The following is a 19,691-nucleotide window of genomic DNA, read 5'->3' as shown; positions in this document are numbered from 1 at the left end:
GTCATGACAGGCCTCCTTTCTACTTAGGCCATAATGGTTTTGCGATTCTCCATCGCACGGCGCACTTCGCCTGCAAATCTCATTCCAACCTGATGTGAGATGGCATCGTAGTCGATGGCGTTCTCCCGGACAGTCACCTGCACAGCTCCTTGTGGTACGTTTACAGAGATCTGATTGGTCGTCTCTGTTTTAAAATCCTTCAGGTAACCAGACAGACTGCTCATCTGGTCTTCGGATATTTGTACGGTCATCGTAGATGATTTCCCATTTGTCTGTGCACCGTTACCGAGCGCCATCGCTTGGGACTGCATCACGCTTGTTCCCAGGAGAGCGGCTGTCGTAGATTGACCACCATTGCTGTTCGCATAAGCCATAGGCCCAGTTGTTGTGAGCACAGATGGAATATAGGCAGGTGGCATTGACGGACCAGTGGGTACTGGTGTTGGATTAGCAACCGCCGTTGTTGCCGAGACGGTTTTTTCTTCTTTTTTGGAACCAAAGCCGAAGAAATTGGATATGCCACTTGCAATGTTCTTCGTTTTTTCAGAAACAAAGTCGGCTGCAGTCGACAACGCTTTGCCTGCACCTTCCGTGGCATTGGACATGAAGTTTCCAATATCTTTCGCTTTGTCCCCAATCCAGCCTCCCGCCGAACTGCCAGCCCATCCACCTAAAGCTCCACCAATATACGTGCCGATTCCAGGTAAAATAAAACTGCCAATGGCACTACCAATCGCGGTACCAGCAGTCCCACCGATCATGGATCCAACAGCTCTCCCACGCTGCTCGGGAGGAGCAGTGGCAACATTCGCTACATCAGCGAGCATACTAATCGGTCCAAGCAGTTTACCCGCTCCCTTCGCGAGTCCCCCGCTCAGTTTGCTGAACAAACCATTACCCGAAGACATATTGGACATCGGCGACCCTGAGGGCGCATTTGCGCTGAAGCCGAATCGATTAGAATTTAGTTTTTGATCAAAGTCCACTTTCAGCTTCTTCTGTTCAGCATCAGAGATGTTGGTTATGATTTTTTTCGTAGGATCGGAAGCAGGCGTTTTCACAGTTGCAGTCGCACGTTCTTGGTAGGACTTAGAACCACTCTTGTAAGGACCTTTTTTTCCTCCCTCTGTTGTGGCTACAGTTTTAGCACTGCCACCTGCACTTTTGGTTTTACCACCTTTAGCTCCGCCTTTTGAAAGCCTTCCTACCAAACTTCCGCCGGAGCAGTAGCAACATTGGGAGGCAGAGCCCTTATCTCCCTTGGATCCTCCGAACTTATTTTTAAGCTTTCCAATCAAATCAGTTGCATTATTTGCTGCATCTAGATAATCATTTACGTTCTGTACTACTTCTTGCATTTTCCCCCAGAATCCCTTAGCATCTTCTTCCTTCGCCACATTCTTTACCGTATTATTGTTGCTCCCAATGTTAAGTGACAGCGAAGACCCGCTCGCCGGACTCATCTTCCCCATTGCCACTTCAACCTTTTGCTTCACCTCAACTGATACCGTTCCTGATGCCTTTACCATCTGATTTCGGAAACTGTTCAGTTTTGCCAAAGCGCGATCCAAAGCTGGGCTTAACCGATCATCCAATCCAATCTTGGGCGTGATCCGCAACCTGCTCAAGCGAACAGCCGTACTATATATACTTTCCAGCCTACGCCCGGTCGTTCTAAGCTCATTGTTCACTTTAATCAGACTCTGATAGCGAACTCTGCCCAGTCGTTCCGTAGAACGCTGTATCTGATCCAGATATCGGATGGTCGTTCGCATTTCCGCATTAGATTTGGACAAACCCACAATCATTTCTGCCATTTCTTTCACCCCCTGTCCGATCTAGTTATCGATTCATTTGCGAGGTGATCGCCGCCATTTCCTCTTCTGAAAAAGCAATCAACAGCGAGCGTTCACCGCGCGGCAAAGACCAAAATTCTCCGGGCCGTAGATGATGACGGACCCACATGTGATATAAGAACGTAGTCATCCCGCCGGAGTGAATCAGTTTTTTAGGTCTTCAATCTCCACACCGAAACCGGACAGCTCAAGTACCTTGTCGCCAACGGCATCAAGCTCACCCGCGAGCAGCATGCGGCGAACCGCTTGTTCCCCACCGGACAGCTTCATGCGTCCAGTAATACGGTTGTCTCCCCAGCCGGACAGTTCGAGTCCGCGCACATTCATTTTCACCGTTGCTTCAGAGATCAGCAGCGCGTTAAACGTTTCTGTATCCACCTTTTCCTCGGTGCGTCCTTTGACCGTTTTGCGAATGGTACAGCGTTCGCGGATCTGATCCACTTTGGAGGATGTCAATCCACGCAAGGTTAACAACAGATCCAAACGTTGAATGCGTACATTCTCTTCCGGCAAACGTTCTGCTGCTTCAAACAACTGATCCAAAATTTGTTCTTCAGACATATTCTCGTTCATACTCATGGGGTGCGATCTCCTTCTCATTTCACAATTGGGTTAATATATCTCAACAAAAAGGGACAACAAATAGACGAGTTTCTCCCAGCCTGCATGTTTGTCCCTTTCTTGTTAAGTCTCGTTGCCTGTACGCCTTACTTGACAAGCTTCGTTACGAGGTCTTTCCGAAGTTCGAAGTCATTCCCATCCTTAGTTCGCTACAATTGGATTCAACAATTCAAATCCTTCAAATGTAAAACTCGTTTCCTCTGGAACTTCCTCACCCGCTGTCCAGTTAGCAAGTTGGATTTTGTCCACCATGCAACCTTTTAGCAGGACACTCTCATGTCCATAGGATTCAGGATCGTCCACCTTCGAGATAATTTGGAACTTGGTGAAGCCCCGCTGGATCATATCCGAAGTTACTTTGTAACCTGTCATGGTACCTGTTCCTTTTTTCGCACCATTCTTGTGTACTTTCCAATCGTTACCGACCAGATTCAGCTCACGCTTCTCGATTTCTACGCTGGCCTCCAGCTTATTAATATTCGTCTGCCACACACCATCGATATGCAGCTGACCATGGGTACCGAGAATTACTCTTGACGCATCCAACATGACAATTCCTCCTTGGAATGGTTGGCTGATCATTGTTACACGGTATAACTCCGCGGGCAGAACAATCTTCCGATCGCTGTTATCCCCAGATTTTATTGATCCTCTTTTCAAAAGGGAAAATCCGGTGATAAGCATATGCTTCCGATGCAGCTTTCCTGTAGAAAGCTTTAAGCGAGCACTTTGTTTCTCCAGATTTTCTCTGCCCTCTCCGTTATCGTGTAAAACATCAGCTCAAATAATTTTAGTCAATCTAATAACCGATCTTCTCTTCTACACAAACCTTATTGCACGTAAAACGTTCCAAACAACTGCTCCATGACATCCGTCAGCTTCACATTCCATTGCAGGAATACCTGGTCCGCTTCTGGCTTGAGAATTGGTGCAGCACCATAATAAGCCGGGTCGAGAACGACATCATATCCCTCAGCTTCAATGACATTGCTCTGTGCGAGCAGCGCCAAATAGGCTTTCATCGCACCGATTAGCGCCTGACGGCCCTCTTCCGTATTGTTCACTTTGCCGATATACGTATCTTCAGCAGAGCGCTGCAAATCCGTATTAATTGCATCCATCACACGAATGGAACGGATTTTTTTCCAGGCATTTTTCTGTCCTGCAGCAGGGGTCACGAGTGTATTTACTCCGCGAAGCGCCTTCACCTGACGTCCATCATGGAAGAAAATAAATACGCCATTCTGTACCGCCTGCTCCTGTTCTGCACGAGTCCAGCGACGCGTCACGTCATCGAACGGAGAAGGTGCGTATGTGGTGGATTCATTCAGACGTTGTCCAGCAATCAGACCCGCGACATAAGCAGACGTTTCCGCCGAGCTGTAGAATGCATCTCCCAAGCGCACACCCGTACCAACATTGATTACACCCTCATGATTCAATGTGAGTGAACGTGCCGCCGCCTTCTGTGCTGCAGTCGCAGAGGTATCGTCTGCCGTAGTACCACCGAATACAGCCATCACGGGTTTACCCTCATTGCGCACACGTTTCACCCAAGCTGCAAAGCTCGCCAGCAAAGGTGCATCCGCCGCATGATCCAGTGCCAAAACGTCAAATTGCTCACCTTCCAGCGCGCCCTGCACGGCGATATACTCCGCATTGGTCAGTCCATCGTTGCCACTTGCACCACCTTTGAACGCCGCTCCCGCAACGGTTGCAACGACACCTGTACCATCGCCAATCGCCTGCGCGTTAATCCAAATGTTGCTTTCATCCGCGTTGATCTCTTTCGCCAGCGACGCTGCCGAAATATCCGCAGTCAGCAGTGCATACAGCATCCGGTTGCCTTCAAACAAGCGCACTTCATGCTTCGTATTATCAATTACACCCGGTTGAATGGTGACATAGAACCCGTTACCTCGGTCACCCGGATACTTGGCGTCCAGTTGCAGAACGGCTGCATCACTGCTGTCTTTCAGCGTAAGAGTCGCTGCTTTCGCCGATTCTCCGGCTACCCGATAAGCGAGCAGCTTTTTCGGTCCTCCTAGCAGAGCGAGCTTCAAGGATGTATAGGCCGTCCCGTTATCCAGGGCATGCGCCGAGAAAATACGCTCAATTGCAGCTTCACTGCCGACTTCTACAAAAGTGCCCACCGGACCCCAGTTGGCCTTGATTGGCACAACAACCGTTCCGCGATTACCAGCCTGAATGGCCGAAGACGCTGCCGCCTGAAAATTCATATATAAGCCCGGAAGTACCGGACGATTCGTTTGCTCCCAAGTTCCGCCTGCCATTATTCCTTCACCTTCGCTTTCATAAATTGGTTGATGCGTTCCTTCGCTTCCTCAATGGAAAACGTCTCTTGCGCTGCTTCGTACAGCGCACCATACAACACCTCTGCCTTAACGGCAAAGAGGGCTTCGGCATGATTCATCAGCTCGGCCCGCGTGTATTGCGGGGCAGCCTGTTTATTTTTTTTCACTGAGCTTGCCATGGCCATCTCACCTCATTGTTTGACTACTGAATTCGTTGAACCTGATCTTTGCACCATAATTTTGACTTATGAATTTTTGTCCCTATGAACCTACGAAACTATGAACCTATGAATTTGAAGCTAAAGTATGATATTGAATTTCTCATCTGGAACCCCATCTAGAGTCCCTCTCGACTAGCGCTTACTCTATCCCTTTGCTATGGTGAATCTCACGGATTAATGGCACATCCGTACCCGGACGGCGAATACGCTGCTGCAACGTCAGACGAATCTGCCCGTTCAAGTAAGCGTCTGCCTGCAAGTCGGCAGAAACTTCATCCACCGTCACAAATCGCGTACCGTCTGTATCCGTCAAAGCAATCCGGGTCTGCACAGCCAGTTGCTCAACCAGATGTGTGACCGTTTGATGGACATCTCCCACATTCGCAGCCAGCACATGCCCAATCCATTGTTTGCGAATCTCCAGCGCAGAAGTCCCTGCGGTGGTTGTACTGCATCCCGTCAATCGCCACAGTACGGACTTGGCCTTATAACCTCCAGGCCACACATCCCCATATACGGACCATTCCTGTCCGAGCTGAGTTCGTGTCCAACCACGAAGTGCATCCATCCACGAATCTGTGGTTTCAGCCTGAGCGTATTCCACCGTTTCCGGAACATACACCCCAAACCGTAGGCTGCGCGTAACCAGTCCAGAACTGGGGTCCACACGATCACCATCCGAAGAACCCAGATAAATACAGGTAAATGCCCCGCCCTCTTCATCCTCCAGCCGGACCTGATGCAGTCCTTCCATCAGCGCTGCTGACCAAGTCTCTACTTGTTCAGCACCTCCATCTTCGGGGCGTGCGTATGGAGAGATTTTGATGATCCTCCTATACCCCGCCCAAGCAGACTTCGGTACTTCTTCTGCAAAAGCAATCACGGCACAGGGTCCGGCTAACACCTCTCCCGGTGCAGGGATGTCCTTTACTCGGCCATTCCATGCCGGAACAAGAGCCTCCAGCTTCTGCTTCAGCGTTCGTCTGATGACGTTACTCGCTTGCCCTGTGCTGTCCGTGTTGTTTAAGTCACTACTCATAGACACATTTATTTCGCCCCCTTCAGCTGCAAGTTTCAATCTGCCCGCATTGTGCAGCGACAATGTGGCAGCAACGAACTCCCCCTTTAACTCAGCCTCTGCGTATCTACCGGAGCCAAAGCTGGACACCATTCACCGCAACAAAAAGACCGGCCCCTTGTGGCCGATCTGTACATTAGCGTATGTGCTTTCGGTGTGTGTCCTTGCTATTGATCCGATAATACAATCTTACACCCTTTCATTCCTAGCGCGGATGGTCATTCGTACGACTTCGGTGCGATTAAGGGTGCATCTGGGGTGGAAAAAAGACGATCATTTGGTTGAAGTATAAGACGTCTTATTAACATTATTTTATTTCTTTGTATTTGGTATTATAGGCAATGAGGTATTTCTCTGTAGAGTCCTCTACAGCAATCATATCTTTACTGTTTTCGTTTTTGATTTTAAATAGTTTTGTACCTACTTTGTAGGTGTTGGAGCTTATAACGTTCCCATCACCGTGATCACTCTCATTGGTCGAGGATACCTCTATCTCACCTATTTGTTCAGCTAGTTCCTCCTCTGAGATTATGTCATTGCTTGTAATATAGACTTCTTCTTTTAGTTTTATCATTTTATCTGAAGCAAAACTTCCTGAGGAAGATGAACACCCAATCAAAAGTAAAATCAAAGAAACGACAGGTATAAATAACAATTTTCTTTTCATATTACCTCCAGGGATAGATTAAGGCCCCTAATTGATGGGGCCTTGACTTGGCTATTAATTAATGGAAGCTGAACCTTCATCAAGAGTAACTAAACGATTATCGTATAGGTTTTCAAACGAACTGTCACCCTTTTTAAGCGATTGTACACAAATAAAAAAAATAGATTATTTCAGCGTAACTTTCGGATTCAACGTAATCTCAAACGCACGTCCCCAAATGAAATCGGGATTCGCATATTCCAGCAGTGCACTGCAATACTCCGCATAAGCTGCTTCGCCATTACAAATTTGTTTGATCGCTACATTACCTTGAGCAAAGGCGGTTTTGTTCGCCAGTGCCGTGGTGTGGGTCTGCATCAGATCCCTGAGTAAAGTCTGCAAATGAGCATAATCTGCTTCTGAGTTAAACAACACCATATTCTGATCCGCAAGGGTTGCCACATTGGTATACAGCGCATGCGCTCTGGAATACGTGCGGATATCTGCAATTGCTACTGCTTTATAGTAGTAATCTTTCAGGAAACGTTTGAACAACAATGACCCCTGTGCATTCATGGCATCTCGCAACGCATGGGCATGTGTTTCTGTTGTAATCAAAGCATAACGGGATTGTCCCATACCCACAGCCATACCGATTTTGTTTCCTGGCGTATTCCATGCACTGTAACCCAGAACCCGCCCCGTATACGGACTGTTCAGGAGTGCTTCGGCTACATCGACGTTGGCCGGACCTTTTCCTACAAAATCAATCAACACCGAAGGCAGACCCTTCTCACTATTGCTCGTCAATTGCGCCACAGCCGCTTGCACCTGATCCAAGGCAGTAATGGCAATAATCTCAATGTCCACCGGTTTTTTACCCGGTTTGCCTGGATGCCGGTTCGTCATGCGATCCAGCTCAGACGCCATATCAAACGAAGAAGCTTCATCGACAGATGTAGCATTCATCAATTGATTTCCATTTTCCTCATCGGAAGTTGTATCCGTTACCACATCAGGCCCTGGATAAGCGGAATCCGCTACAACCACACCACCAACAATATCCACATGACGCACCACATTCTCGTGCAAATTCATATATTCGTAGGCATTGATAATCGTGGAACCATGAGGGCCAAAATATTTCACTGCATAACGCGTCTTCTTCCCACCACGAAGCAGTTGGTTAGCCATACGTGCCACCAGAGCGTGACCCAGGCCATCCGCATCTGGAAGGATAATCGCCCGATCGGGATTTTGTCCATCCGTCCCAGCGAGCCATTCATTGATTCGTGCTTCCACATAATTGATCTCATTAATCTGAACACCTTGCGTATTCGCATCGTCGACGCCTACGGCGAGGAAGTCAATATATCCTTTTCGAGCAAGCTTATCTAGAATGTACAGATTGGTTTTAAATTTATGTTGTCTGGTGTTGTAGTACTGTTCTTTATTAAAATACGTCGTGTCCCCATATTCCGTAGACTCTGGAGATAGGTTGTACCCGTTCACAATATCCTCGAATGCCGTAAAGGACTGGCGTGGCTGCTGCATCAGTGCACGTGACTCGTTGTAGGCATCCAATGCGAGACCATCTGCAAATGAGGTGGTGGCGAGTCGCATAATGGTATCCATTACAAACACCGGTTTGCGTGGATATTTCCCTTTAATGGCTTTAATCACATCGAGCAAACGGGTGGTGTCCTGATCGTAATCAGGATATGTGCCACCTCCATCTTCACGAAGCTGACGACTGCCAATCAGCCCCCCATAAGCCAGCATATCGGAAGAGATGATGAATCCATCCACTTTAGCGGCATTTTTCAAAATAAAATCATGAATGTTGGACGGTTTCCCATACGTAGGTGTAGACGTTCCAAGCAATGTGGTACCTTCTACCGTTTTCTCGGAATCCAGACGATTTTGAATGTCACCCAGGTGCGGTGTAATGATATGGATACCGGCTGCTTTTCCTTGTACAACGACGTCATCCAGATTCGCTGGACGATCATCCAGTGGAACATACAATACTGTTTTCATATCCTAAAACCTCCTGTTAGATAAGTTGAACTAGAGATGTTACACCTTGTCACTGCGATTGCAGTACCATCTTCCGATCGCTCTTATCCCCAGATTTTCTTGATCCCTTAGTTCAAGGGTAAAATCCGGTGCTAAAGGCGAACACTTCGCTTCTTCAGATTGGTTCTGCACTCTCCGTTTTGGTGTAAAAATTAAATTCAACTTATAATGATATATTCATTCTCCCTTTAGTACCCGATCAGAGCAAGAGTGCAATCACCGCATCAAAAAACCGGCCCCTGGCCGGTCTGTACATTAGCGTATGTGCTTATCGGGATATGTCACTTGCTACTGATCCGATAATACAATCTTACATGTTTAAATCGGTCGCGCTGACGGTTATCCGTATGGATTACGTCTATTTGTTGTCGCCATCATGACGGTTAAACGTCGGTTTCTTGCAGGGACTTCAGCCGGATAACCCAACAAATCCATTTCTGCTGCTGTTTATATGATATAAGTGGCCTTTCTAACCCTATTTACAATAAAGGATGGATACGATCATGAAAAAAAAGCTCTGGTTCTATCTGTGGATCGCTATTACCAGTTATATGGCCGGCCCCATTATGTATGCTTTGACAATGTACACCTTATATCAGGAAACAGATATTGTAACTTCATCACTCATTGGATGGACCGCTGCAACATTCTCATCCGTTGGTATCCTGTTTATCCTGGTCACAGTCATTCTGCTTCGAGTGCTGCACATCTATTATTTCTGGCTGCAAACCCTGCTATTTGAGTTACTTTTCCTTCTGCTCGTCTATATGACCACTGTTCTTCTTGGGGCTGGCAATACAGGTCTGCCCTCGCTGTCCTTTCCATTTACGCCCGAAGGCATTCCCTTATGGATGTTCTGGGGAAGTATTGCACTTATGAGTTCCTGGGGAATATGGACAGCGCGTCAGCCCATACGAAAATCACCATACATGCTGGCATCCAGAGTCATTTTGATCCTGTTTATCCTTGAAATTTGGTCCCGTTAAAAAGATAAAAAGAAGCACAGCCATCTCAGGCTGTGCTCTCTTAAACGTATTTTGCTCACGCGATAATATAGCGGAAGTTTTCCCAGCTTTCCGGAACTGAATTTCCGTTTCTTGCATGATGGTAGAAGCTGAATGGAAATTTGAACACATGACCTCCATGCCAATCGCGGGAACGTCTGTCGGTGAGCCAGTATTCCAGTTCATGTGGAAGTGCAACAGAGCGTTCTGCACGAATCAATGGCAGACGATCAACTGGAGATTGAAGCGTTGGCATCTCCTGTTCGGCATCCACATCCCGGCTCAGTCGCAGCGCCTTGACCATCCTGAGAAAAGGCGGAATGCCTTTATGGAACAAAGCAGGGTAATCCAGTTCAAATAATATATTAAGCGCGTGCCCGTAGGTTAGCATGTGGCCGATCAGATCATGATGTGCTTCTGCCTGATAGATGGTACGAAATGCGCCAAGCTCATCCAGAATCAGCCGGGACAATTGTTCCGGGCGTTCTATATCAGGGAATCCGTCTGCCTCACTTAACTTCAAGCTGCGAATTTCTTTCACAGTTGTGTTTACCCAGGATCTACCTGGAATGGTTCGTTCAAAAGAATCAATAAGTTCAACCATCTGATCCATGTCCTGCTCCGTGCCCCAACCATCCAGTTCACGAATGGCTTTCAGACTAAGGGCACCATAGATGGCCTGATGACCAACCCAGTGCAGCTCTCCGATGGTTCGATCCAGCGCTGCTGTAATACGCGCTTCGGCCTCTTCCCTTGGCAAAACATCTCCATTCCGGGAGTTCAAGCCACCATTCAACCCGTGCTGGCGAAGCATGGCTTTCGCTTCAGCCGTAACACTGCCCGCCGCAAGGGCAGTGAGACGATTTTCCCTCACCCAAAAGTAAGCCGCAATAGCTCCCGCCCCATAATGGGCGTGCCACAAATCTCCTGTACGCTCCCGACTGGACACAATAACAGCCAGCCCTTCTTCCAACAAACGTCGATCCAACATGCCACCACCCTTCATCGATGCGAACCCTGATACACAGACAACCAGCAACAGTTTTTTTAGCAAAACACTCTTTTTAAAGCGTTTACTTCTATAAGATGATTCAAATGGTGCACATATGACCGTTTTGCCTGCTGTTCCGCGCATTTTAGCCGATTCGAAGTCTCCCAACATCACGTATGGACACTTCCAGCGGATATATGTTTGCTTTTTGCTCCGAAAAGAACCAGGTTCGCTCCTTTCTCACCACAATAAACAAACCGTTCACATCCCCTATAGGGGCAAAGGTATCGCTAATCGCTCTCCATCGTTTCAACCCCATCTGCTCAAGTTCATCTACCGCAGAAAGCACATCTTCCGTGACAAGTCCCACCTCACACACCTGCAGCAGATCCTTCTCCGAAAAGGGGCGGTCACTCTCGTTATGAACGGAATGATGAGCAATCAGCTCCATAATGTTACCGACAGGATCTTCGAAATAGAGCGAATTTGAGTTCCAACTGGTTGAATAAGTCTCATCATCACCTTCATGCCTACTTAGACGGACACGTGCCGCTGCCCATGCCTTGGCCTCCTGAAAACGATTGGTTGGAATCATCCAGGCCAGATGGTAAAACGGATTCTTGTCTGCTTCACTTCGCATGAATATCATTTTCGTTAAACCAATCTGTAGCGTGAAGGCATGCTCGGACTCTTCAGCCATGTTCAAACCCAGTGTGTTGATATAAAAGTGCTTAATGTCTTCCAATCGTGCTGTATATAATTTGACCTCTTCAAAAATCATGCTGTGTCCCCCTTCACCCGACCGTGCATCTTCTCCCACTCACTCCATGGCACCATGCCAAGTTCCGGCTTCGCTTCATCCGGGAGCATCGATATGAATTCCAGGGAATGACCATCCGGATCGGTAAAATATACGGACACAGCCGGCATCCATCCAAATACATATAACTCGCCAATATCATCATCCTGAAAGTTATGCGTATTGATTCCTTTATCCTCCAGGTAAGTGACAGCTTGCTTCATGTCCTCCAACGATACCTGAAAAGCAAAATGCTGTCGCTGCACCTCGGAAGGGTCCTTTTGCCACAGTCCAAGCATCGCGTTGCCTTCACCGCCAATCCAGTAAAAGGAGTTCCCACGTTCCTTCTGCCCATAAGCATGCTGCAATCCAACAATCTGTTCATAAAAATGATGGGATCTCTCCAGATCCGTTACATTCAGATGAGTCTCAAATATGCCTTTAATCATGATGAAAACCTCTTTTCTCTTAACTCCCGGACGGCTTCCGTACTGCAGTTAACGTCTCGGAAAGGTGCAAAAATGAACCAATCACGCGTTTGATCCGATCCTCAATGTCCTGACTGCCTTCAAATTCTTCGTATCCGTCAAACGTTGCTTCAAATCTTCTGCGCTGTGCACCACCAATGGAAATCCACTCCTGCGCGTTAATACCGTGCAAATTGCGAATAATCACCTGCAGCTGCAAAAGCGAGCTTACGCCCACCGCACCTCCTGCTGAGCTGATGGACAATACCGGTTTACCACTGAAATGAGCCTGACTCAGGTGATCCAATGCATTTTTGAGTACACCGCTGATGCTGCCATGATACTCTGGCGTAGACAGAATAATGGCATCTGCGGCGAGCATACGTGTGTTCAGGTCAGACAGATTCTGATCTTCATTCTGTTTTTCATCCGGTGCGTAGAATGGGAGCGGTGTCTGATATAAATCGAACAAGCTGGCTTCATGCCCCTGACCGCTGATTACCTCCACTGCATATTCCCCTAAACGTGTACTGGTTGCATTTTTCCGATTACTGCCTGCCAAAATGATAATATTCATCTATGTCACTCTCCTTCGATTTTATAAAAACATTCTTTCTCTTCGATTCAACTTTCTCTACTCTCATCTTACCTTGCTTCTACCTCGGAATCGTCGGCAGATAGACTTAACTTGCAGCACAAAAAAACTCAACCTTTGGGTTGAGTTTCTACGACTTTAGTCTGAGAATATTGGAAGATGGATCAGACGACCCAACCATTTCTTACGGCATGAAGCGCAGCTTGTGTGCGATCTGCCAGTCCCAATTTGTCCAAAAGATGACTGACATGGGTTTTCACCGTTTTCTCAGTAATGATTAGTTTTATGGCGATCTCTTTATTACTCAATCCTTGCGCGATCAACCCCAGAACCTCTCGTTCCCGACGGGTGAGCATGTCCGGTCCATGAGAAGTTTCTTTTCCCAGCCCAACCCGCTCTTGCTCTGGCAGCCGATTAGACGTATGGGGATTTGCCCGCCCATGCGCTTCATTCATCGACAGTTCAGACGAAGCCATCACATGCATTAATTGTCCTGCTGCCGCTGGATGAAGTTCTACCTGACCTGCATGCACATTGCGGATGGCAACGGCAAGATCCTCTGGCTCAATATCTTTCAGCAAATATCCCTTCACCCCAGCACGTACGGCCGGTACGACATGATCCTGATCCGAGAAAGACGTAAGTACGATGATACGGATTCCAGGCAAGATCGCACGAAGCCTTCTCGCCGTCTCAATCCCGTCAAGCACGGGCATATGCAGATCCATTAACACCACATCCGGATGCAGTTGTTCTGCTTGTTCCAGTGCTTCCTGTCCGTTCGAGGCTTCTCCGACGACTTCCATATCTGGCTGTGTGGACAAAAAAACGTGCAACCCGCGCCTCACCATTGCATGATCGTCCGCGAGTAAAATCGTAATCGGCATGTCTTCTTCCCCCTGATTTTATACAGATTCGGACGGAAGTGGAATGACGACCGTTACCGATGTTCCCTTACGGGATGAACTCACAAGTTCAAGCCTGCCACCCAGCGATTGGGCCCGTTCTCTCATGATGGACAGACCAAGTGAACTGGCAGGCAAGGCCTCACGCCTTTTGGCTCCACCTTTCCCACGATCTGTAACGATTAATACCGCTTCCTGATCGCTTAGCTGGAGGGATATCTCAGCGGAAGGAACTCCCGCATGTTTACGTATATTATTGAGCGCTTCCTGTCCAATACGCCATAGGCCTTCCTCAATACTTTGAGGTAAGGAGCGCATACCTGTCCGATGTACAACGACTTGCAATCCCTGTCCTGTACCGTATTCCTGCAATGCACTGAGCAGACCAGACTCCAACCCCGCCGGACGAAGCTGCATTATCAAGGCACGCATTTCCTTCAATGCTTCCTGTGACAAGGAACGTATATCCTTCATCGCTTCCGCAGCCGGATGCAGCTGTTGTGATCCGGCTAACATGCTCTCCGCACCTTTGGCTGTCAGGGACAGGGAGAACAAAATTTGGTTCACCGAGTCATGCAAATCCCGAGCTAGTCGGTTTCGTTCCTCCAGTCGGGTCAATTCCCGGCGTTTGTATACCAGTCTCAGACTCTCCCACGAGGCTGTAATATGTTCAGCGAGTGCATCGAAAACCTCACGATCTGCCTGAAGGAAATCATTGGCCGAGCTCAATCCAACCACCAGTACTGCCGTTTCGCCAGGAGAACTTAATGGGATGGGTGCAGCCAAGCCCGAAGCCAAAACGGACATAGGGAACTGATTATTGCAAATGGCAGAAACATCTTGGATTTCCGTTGCCGACAATACCACAGCCCGATGAGAATCAATCACACGATGCATGCGATTCTCCACCTCTGGAGAGAGTCCAGATGGTGTCATCATTTCGGACTTGCCATGAGCATGAGCGGCCTGTACCATAAAGCTTCCGTTCTTCTGGGATAACAGTGCGGCAAATGGCCAGTCATAATGATGTCCAAGCAGCTTTACAACCGTCTTGGCCATATCGTCTCCACTGTTGCAATCGTTGACCGTCACGCCCAGCGATCGGCTGAACTCCCCCAGCCTGACATACAGATCCGCTCGCCTTTGCTCTGCGCTATATAATCGCATCCGCTCCATTGCACTACCTAGCTGATAAGCTACAGCCTGCAAAAGCGCCAGCTCACTATCACTAAAATGCTCTTTTTCTGGTGCAGCAACATTCAGCAGTCCCAGCATCTTCTCCCCCGAGCGGAGCGGAACCGTTGCATGATGGGTGATGTCACGGGTATCTCCCCATTGATGATCGACGGCATCCTCCAGGCGTTTGCAATTAATAATATTGACGGCATTATCCAATCTCCCGTCCCGGAAGCGATTCACACACCAGCAAGACCCGCAGCGCATCGGCTCCTTATCATGATGCAGCAGAGCAGGAGGCAGACTGTAATCAGCAACACAGGAGTACTCTCCCTGAGCATCGATCAGGAACACCCAGCCCGTAGTCAATCCCGTCAGTTCCAACAATTTACCGAGTACCGTATCCAGCATCAGATTCAGGTCGTTGGATGTGTTGAGCGTTTCCGCGATCGTCTTCAGTGTGTACATCTCCTGCATTCCGGCTTGTTCCGTCATGCGGATTCCTCTCCTTTGACTGATCCTTAGTGTTGTTTTCAATTATTGTATACAATCAGCGAAGGATATAAAAGGATGAACTTCTTGCTTCATCTCTAGCCCAGCTTCTTTCGTTCTTTGCGAGATGCAGATAAAGGCTCCATATTAATGAGACCCCGATCCGACAGAGCCAGCGCCATTTTATAGAAAGCACGTGTCCGAATCTTCGTATACGTATCCTTGCTGACAGGCGGGTCAAACACATGGTTATACACTTTATAGTCAAATACATCGTCATCCTTCAGATAACGTTCTCTGACAAGTACACGTTCCTTCTCGCTCAGTCGAGATACCACAAAATCAATTGTATCGCAGTACGCCTGACGTGCGCGCTGTACATCCACATTATAGATTGCCGTTCTGGCAGTGGAATCCCCGGTCACATTCGTTGCACCATGGAAACGCTCTGCGTAACTCGCCGTCACCATTACCTCTCGTTCTTCAAAAGCAATCGTTTTATAAATCCGGTATTTTTCCAGCGCGGCTTCAACAGCAGTCTGTGTTTTGCGTCGGTCCAATTCGGGCAGCATCAGTTCCATATTCATTCTCCTCCTTTAACATTCGTTATAGAATGAAAGTCTAGTAGCTTCGCATGTTCACTCCGATGACAGAAAAATCTTACGATCGCTGTTATCCCCAGATTTTTTTTGATTATATTTTCTAATGTAAAAATCCAGTGATAAATGCGAAGCATATGCTTCCGAAGTAGCTTTCTTTCAGAAAGCTTTTAGCTTCGCTTCTCCAGCTTTTTTCTGTCCTCTTCGTTTGCGTAACTTAAAATTCATTCTATAAAAGTTAAACTCGCATTCATCTCATCTTTATTAGAGTTATCCAGTTCTCTGAAATAGTAACGGCATTCTTCAAGTTTTTTCTGTTGCCTTTTGGAATCAATTTAAGTCAGCTATGAAGCAGGAAGAATTCATTTTCCTCATCATCCAACTTGTCTCAACTTTACATTTTGTTCGTATTTTGTTCGTATTTCTATTTGAGGATACCACTTTCTGGGGATCGGCGTAAACCTTCATTTTGGGTCATTTTAACTATAAAATAAAACCCGCGCTCTCGTTTCCTTTACCTTTTGGCATAATTGTTTCATATCCCTTTACCTAATGGTATATATACGATATAGTACAGATAATTAAAGATCCTCGTATAAGTCCGACTTTTTATATTTTAAGATTGAATGCCAGATTTGCACGTTTAACGGAGAGGGTAGAAAAAACCTGGAGAAGCGTAGCGTTCACCTTTATCACCGGATTTCTCCCTTATGAGAAGGGAATCAAAGAAATCTGGGATAACAGTGATCGAAAGGTTGTTCTGCCATCGGAGTGACTCGTGTGAGACAAGTTCTCTTAATATATAATTTAGGCACTTGTACGAATCAAAGGAGTGGCATGAATTGTGGAGCACGCTTTTGGTCCTTATCTGAAACAACTGCGCGAGCAACAGGGATACAGCATCAATCAGCTCGCCGAAGCAGCAGGAATCAGCAACTCGCAAATTTCACGCATTGAGAATGGGGTACGCGGTGTTCCCAAGCCTGCTACTATCCGCAAAATCTCCGACGCACTCTCGGTTCCCTACGCGGATATGATGAAACAAGCCGGTTATCTAGAAGCCGGAAATACAGCAAGTGAGCTCCATGACGCTCCAGAATGGGCAACTTACAAGGACCGTCGAGACTTCAAAAAGATGCTCGAGGACGAGGATGATCTGATGTTTGACGGCATCCCGCTGGATGATGAGGATAAGAAACGAATCAAGGATGTCCTGACAGGTCTGTTCTGGGAAGCCAAACAGATGAACAAACGCAAAAAAACGAACGATCCGGACGAGCGCCCATGAAGCATTTCAAGCTGAACAAAATAAAGCAGCAGGTGAGATGATATGGATGACATTGTAACAAAGCTGATTCGAAAACACCGGACAAACTGCCCTTTCAGCATCGCCAGAGCCATTGGAATACAGATCCGGTTCACCAATCTGGGCAAGTCTACCAAAGGACTGTATTTCCGAAAGCTCCGTCGCAGATTTATCGTCATTCACAATGATTTACCGCCGGAATGGCAACGTTTCGTGTGTGCCCATGAACTTGGACATGACCGATTGCACAAAGGTATAAACCGGTTCTTTCTGGAGGAACACTCCTATTTTGCCCCAGGCAAGCTGGAAAGACAGGCCAATCGTTTTGCCATACAGCTCCTAACTTCAGGGGTGATGCCAGAGCCGGATGAATCACTGGAGAAATTTTGTTTGCGTACTGGACTGCCACGTGAAGTGCAGCATTTTTTTTAGCCATTTTAAGAACATACGTTCCTTTCAAGTGGAGTTCTCTCTTAATCTTCCACTATGAAAATCAGATGTCACTTTCAGGTTACCTATTTTTACACAAATCACGAGATTTCCTAATAGTAGTCTGGTAAAATACAACATGAGTTGTGCAAACGCTCAGGTAGATTATTATTTTTGGGAGGTTACTGATTCATATGAAAATCTGGAAGACTTATGTTTCACTTGTGCTAACGCTCTGTCTGCTGTTTGGCAGTGTGGGCATTGCCGCTGCTGCAACGGATACCACTCCGGGCACTGGTAAGCACATTACTATTCTACATACGAATGACACACACGCACGCGCAGTTGAGTCCTCACCTGCGATGGGTTTCGCCAAAGTTGCTGGAATTGCGGACAAATACCGTAGCGAAAACCCAAATACCCTTCTGCTGGATGCCGGAGATGCAGTGCATGGTACAACCTTTGCTACACTCGTTAACGGTGAGAGCATTGTCAAAGTAATGAACGAAATTGGTTATCAAGCGATTGTACCGGGTAACCACGAATTCAACTACGGTTCCGAGCGCCTCATCGAACTTGCGGATATGATGAACTTCCCAATGCTCAGTGCCAATGTGAAAAAGAAAGACGGAACTCGTCTCTTCGATCCTTACCTCATTAAAGAAGTAGACGGCGTGAAGATCGGTATCATTGCGCTGACTACACCTGAAACGATGTATAAAACGAATCCGAAAAATGTGGAAGGTCTTGATATTACAGACCCAGCTGCGGAAGCCAAAGTTCTCGTGAACGAAATTCGCAGCAAAGTAGATGTTGTTGTTGTATTGGGACACCTTGGACAAGACGCGTCCAGCACCGATACTAGCTTCAAAGTTGTAAAAGAAGTGCCTGGCATTGATGTATTCATCGACGGTCATAGCCATACGGTTCTGCAAGATGGACTTGTATCGGATAACGGAACACTGATCGCCAGCGCTGGAGAATATACAAACTTTGTAGGCGTGATCGACCTGTGGGTTGACGGCGGCAAAGTAACGAAAAAACAAGCAACACTGATTGATGAAACTGAAGCAAAAGACATCAAACCGAATGAGAAAGTTGCCGCATTGGTAAACTCCATTCAGAAAGAACAAGAACCCATTCTCAAAGAAGAAGTAGCCAATACAGCGATTCTGCTGGACGGCAAACGTGAACAAGTACGCGCAGGTGAAACCAACCTGGGTGATCTGCTGGCAGATGCCATCCGTGACATCAGCAAAGCCGATATCGCACTCACAAACGGTGGCGGTATTCGTTCTTCCATTGAAAAAGGTATCGTAACTAAAGGTGATATTATTACTGTACTTCCTTTTGGTAATCAGGTTGTAACGCTTGAAGTAAAAGGCTCTGATGTACTCGCAGCCCTTGAAAACGGTGTAGGATCTTATCCGGAACCAAGTGGCGGATTCCCACAAGTATCCGGCATGACATTCAGCATTGATTCTTCCGCTGCCAAAGGCAGCCGTGTACACTCCGTCATGATCGGAGATAAAGCCCTTGATCCAAAAGCAACGTACACAATGGCTACGAATGATTTCACTGCTGTTGGTGGTGACGAGTACACGATGTTTACGAAATACACAACGTCCGGCATGTACGGTGCTATGGATGAAGCGTTGATCGAATACATGCAAAAACTGGGCGCTGTAGCCATCAAAACAGACGGTCGAATCAAGGAAGCAAAAGCTCCTGCGGTTGAACCGGAAGCTCCAGTAACGGAAACACCAGCTCCAACTACACCGAAACCAGAGACACCAAAACCAGAAACACCGTCGAAACCGACGCCAAGTAAACCAGCTCCAGCCAAAGTGCATGTTGTAAAATCCGGAGATTCCCTGTATTCCATCTCCAAACAATACGGTACCACTTGGCAAGCTCTGCAAAAGCTGAATAAGATCAAAAATCCACACTGGATTTATCCAGGTCAACAATTGAAACTGCCTGCAGCCTCTTAAGTTCAGAGACGAACAGAATTGTACCAATAAGATCCAAAGAAAGGGTGTCCCTCAAGCCATAACCGGCTGATGGACACCCTTTTCTATTTTACAAATTACATCACTCAATGGTTAACTG

The 19,691-nt window shown here is 47.3% G+C and carries 19 protein-coding genes; 4 read left to right on the top strand and 15 right to left on the bottom strand.

Translation table 11 applies throughout. The features are described from left to right. Window positions 1–23: 23 nt before the first annotated feature. The 8 genes from AC3ITG_RS06155 to AC3ITG_RS06120 form a co-directional block, all read right to left on the bottom strand. Window positions 24–1,817 carry a hypothetical protein gene (locus AC3ITG_RS06155; protein WP_489253156.1) on the bottom strand — a complete coding sequence of 598 codons (1,794 nt, stop codon included), beginning with the start codon at window positions 1,815–1,817 and terminating at the stop codon, window positions 24–26. 183 nt (window positions 1,818–2,000) lie between these two features. After that, a complete protein-coding gene (locus AC3ITG_RS06150; RefSeq protein ID WP_053783415.1) occupies window positions 2,001–2,435 on the bottom strand; it encodes a phage tail assembly chaperone in 435 nt (144 codons plus the stop codon). A 183-nt stretch (window positions 2,436–2,618) separates the two neighbouring features. Further along, window positions 2,619–3,026 carry a phage tail tube protein gene (locus AC3ITG_RS06145; protein WP_064640174.1) on the bottom strand — a complete coding sequence of 136 codons (408 nt, stop codon included), beginning with the start codon at window positions 3,024–3,026 and terminating at the stop codon, window positions 2,619–2,621. Between the two features lie 281 nt (window positions 3,027–3,307). Further along, complete coding sequence (locus tag AC3ITG_RS06140; protein ID WP_489253155.1) at window positions 3,308–4,771, bottom strand: phage tail sheath family protein; 1,464 nt, start codon at window positions 4,769–4,771, stop codon at window positions 3,308–3,310. Further along, window positions 4,771–4,971, bottom strand: coding sequence for a YqzN/YkzM domain-containing protein (locus AC3ITG_RS06135; RefSeq protein WP_489253154.1), 201 nt, complete (start codon window positions 4,969–4,971; stop codon window positions 4,771–4,773). Before AC3ITG_RS06135 ends, AC3ITG_RS06140 begins: the two co-directional genes overlap by 1 nt. A 181-nt stretch (window positions 4,972–5,152) precedes the next feature. Further along, window positions 5,153–6,058 (bottom strand): hypothetical protein, encoded by a 906-nt coding sequence (locus AC3ITG_RS06130; RefSeq protein ID WP_489253153.1) that lies wholly within the window; start codon window positions 6,056–6,058, stop codon window positions 5,153–5,155. A 340-nt stretch (window positions 6,059–6,398) separates the two neighbouring features. After that, the gene (locus AC3ITG_RS06125; protein WP_489253152.1) at window positions 6,399–6,758 is read right to left on the bottom strand and encodes a hypothetical protein; all 360 of its coding nucleotides are present in this window, start codon (window positions 6,756–6,758) and stop codon (window positions 6,399–6,401) included. A gap of 165 nt (window positions 6,759–6,923) precedes the next feature. After that, window positions 6,924–8,777, bottom strand: coding sequence for a DUF4127 family protein (locus AC3ITG_RS06120; RefSeq protein WP_489253151.1), 1,854 nt, complete (start codon window positions 8,775–8,777; stop codon window positions 6,924–6,926). A 542-nt stretch (window positions 8,778–9,319) separates the two neighbouring features. Between AC3ITG_RS06120 and AC3ITG_RS06115 the strand changes: the two genes are divergently transcribed. Then, entirely contained in the window at window positions 9,320–9,802 is a 483-nt protein-coding gene (locus AC3ITG_RS06115) for a hypothetical protein (RefSeq protein WP_489253150.1), read from the top strand. A 55-nt stretch (window positions 9,803–9,857) separates the two neighbouring features. Here AC3ITG_RS06115 and AC3ITG_RS06110 read toward each other — a convergent pair whose 3' ends face one another. From AC3ITG_RS06110 to AC3ITG_RS06080, 7 genes are all read right to left on the bottom strand, one after another. After that, window positions 9,858–10,982: a hypothetical protein gene (locus AC3ITG_RS06110; protein ID WP_489254424.1), complete on the bottom strand. Its 1,125-nt coding sequence runs from the start codon at window positions 10,980–10,982 to the stop codon at window positions 9,858–9,860. Further along, the gene (locus tag AC3ITG_RS06105; RefSeq protein WP_489253149.1) at window positions 10,957–11,592 is read right to left on the bottom strand and encodes a VOC family protein; all 636 of its coding nucleotides are present in this window, start codon (window positions 11,590–11,592) and stop codon (window positions 10,957–10,959) included. The genes AC3ITG_RS06110 and AC3ITG_RS06105 overlap by 26 nt, the downstream gene beginning before the upstream one ends. After that, window positions 11,589–12,059 carry a VOC family protein gene (locus tag AC3ITG_RS06100; protein ID WP_072734393.1) on the bottom strand — a complete coding sequence of 157 codons (471 nt, stop codon included), beginning with the start codon at window positions 12,057–12,059 and terminating at the stop codon, window positions 11,589–11,591. The genes AC3ITG_RS06105 and AC3ITG_RS06100 overlap by 4 nt, the downstream gene beginning before the upstream one ends. A 19-nt stretch (window positions 12,060–12,078) precedes the next feature. Beyond that, window positions 12,079–12,654, bottom strand: coding sequence for an NADPH-dependent FMN reductase (locus AC3ITG_RS06095; protein ID WP_079695181.1), 576 nt, complete (start codon window positions 12,652–12,654; stop codon window positions 12,079–12,081). A gap of 182 nt (window positions 12,655–12,836) precedes the next feature. Then, a complete protein-coding gene (locus tag AC3ITG_RS06090; RefSeq protein ID WP_413375954.1) occupies window positions 12,837–13,559 on the bottom strand; it encodes a response regulator in 723 nt (240 codons plus the stop codon). A gap of 18 nt (window positions 13,560–13,577) precedes the next feature. Continuing rightward, window positions 13,578–15,248: a GAF domain-containing sensor histidine kinase gene (locus AC3ITG_RS06085; protein ID WP_489253148.1), complete on the bottom strand. Its 1,671-nt coding sequence runs from the start codon at window positions 15,246–15,248 to the stop codon at window positions 13,578–13,580. Between the two features lie 95 nt (window positions 15,249–15,343). Continuing rightward, a complete protein-coding gene (locus AC3ITG_RS06080) occupies window positions 15,344–15,826 on the bottom strand; it encodes an ArpU family phage packaging/lysis transcriptional regulator (RefSeq protein WP_113051765.1) in 483 nt (160 codons plus the stop codon). Between the two features lie 859 nt (window positions 15,827–16,685). On the opposite strand from AC3ITG_RS06080, the gene AC3ITG_RS06075 reads away from it, so the two are divergent. From AC3ITG_RS06075 to AC3ITG_RS06065, 3 genes are all read left to right on the top strand, one after another. Then, a complete protein-coding gene (locus AC3ITG_RS06075) occupies window positions 16,686–17,132 on the top strand; it encodes a helix-turn-helix domain-containing protein (protein WP_489254423.1) in 447 nt (148 codons plus the stop codon). Between the two features lie 42 nt (window positions 17,133–17,174). After that, on the top strand, window positions 17,175–17,582 hold the full coding sequence (locus AC3ITG_RS06070) for an ImmA/IrrE family metallo-endopeptidase (protein WP_062323893.1): 408 nt from the start codon (window positions 17,175–17,177) through the stop codon (window positions 17,580–17,582). 191 nt (window positions 17,583–17,773) lie between these two features. Next, window positions 17,774–19,573 (top strand): 5'-nucleotidase C-terminal domain-containing protein, encoded by a 1,800-nt coding sequence (locus AC3ITG_RS06065; RefSeq protein ID WP_489253147.1) that lies wholly within the window; start codon window positions 17,774–17,776, stop codon window positions 19,571–19,573. Window positions 19,574–19,691: the final 118 nt, after the last annotated feature.

The sequence above is a fragment of the Paenibacillus sp. GL_099_B genome, assembly GCF_057835695.1.
This window is presented reverse-complemented; position numbering and strand designations above follow the sequence as displayed.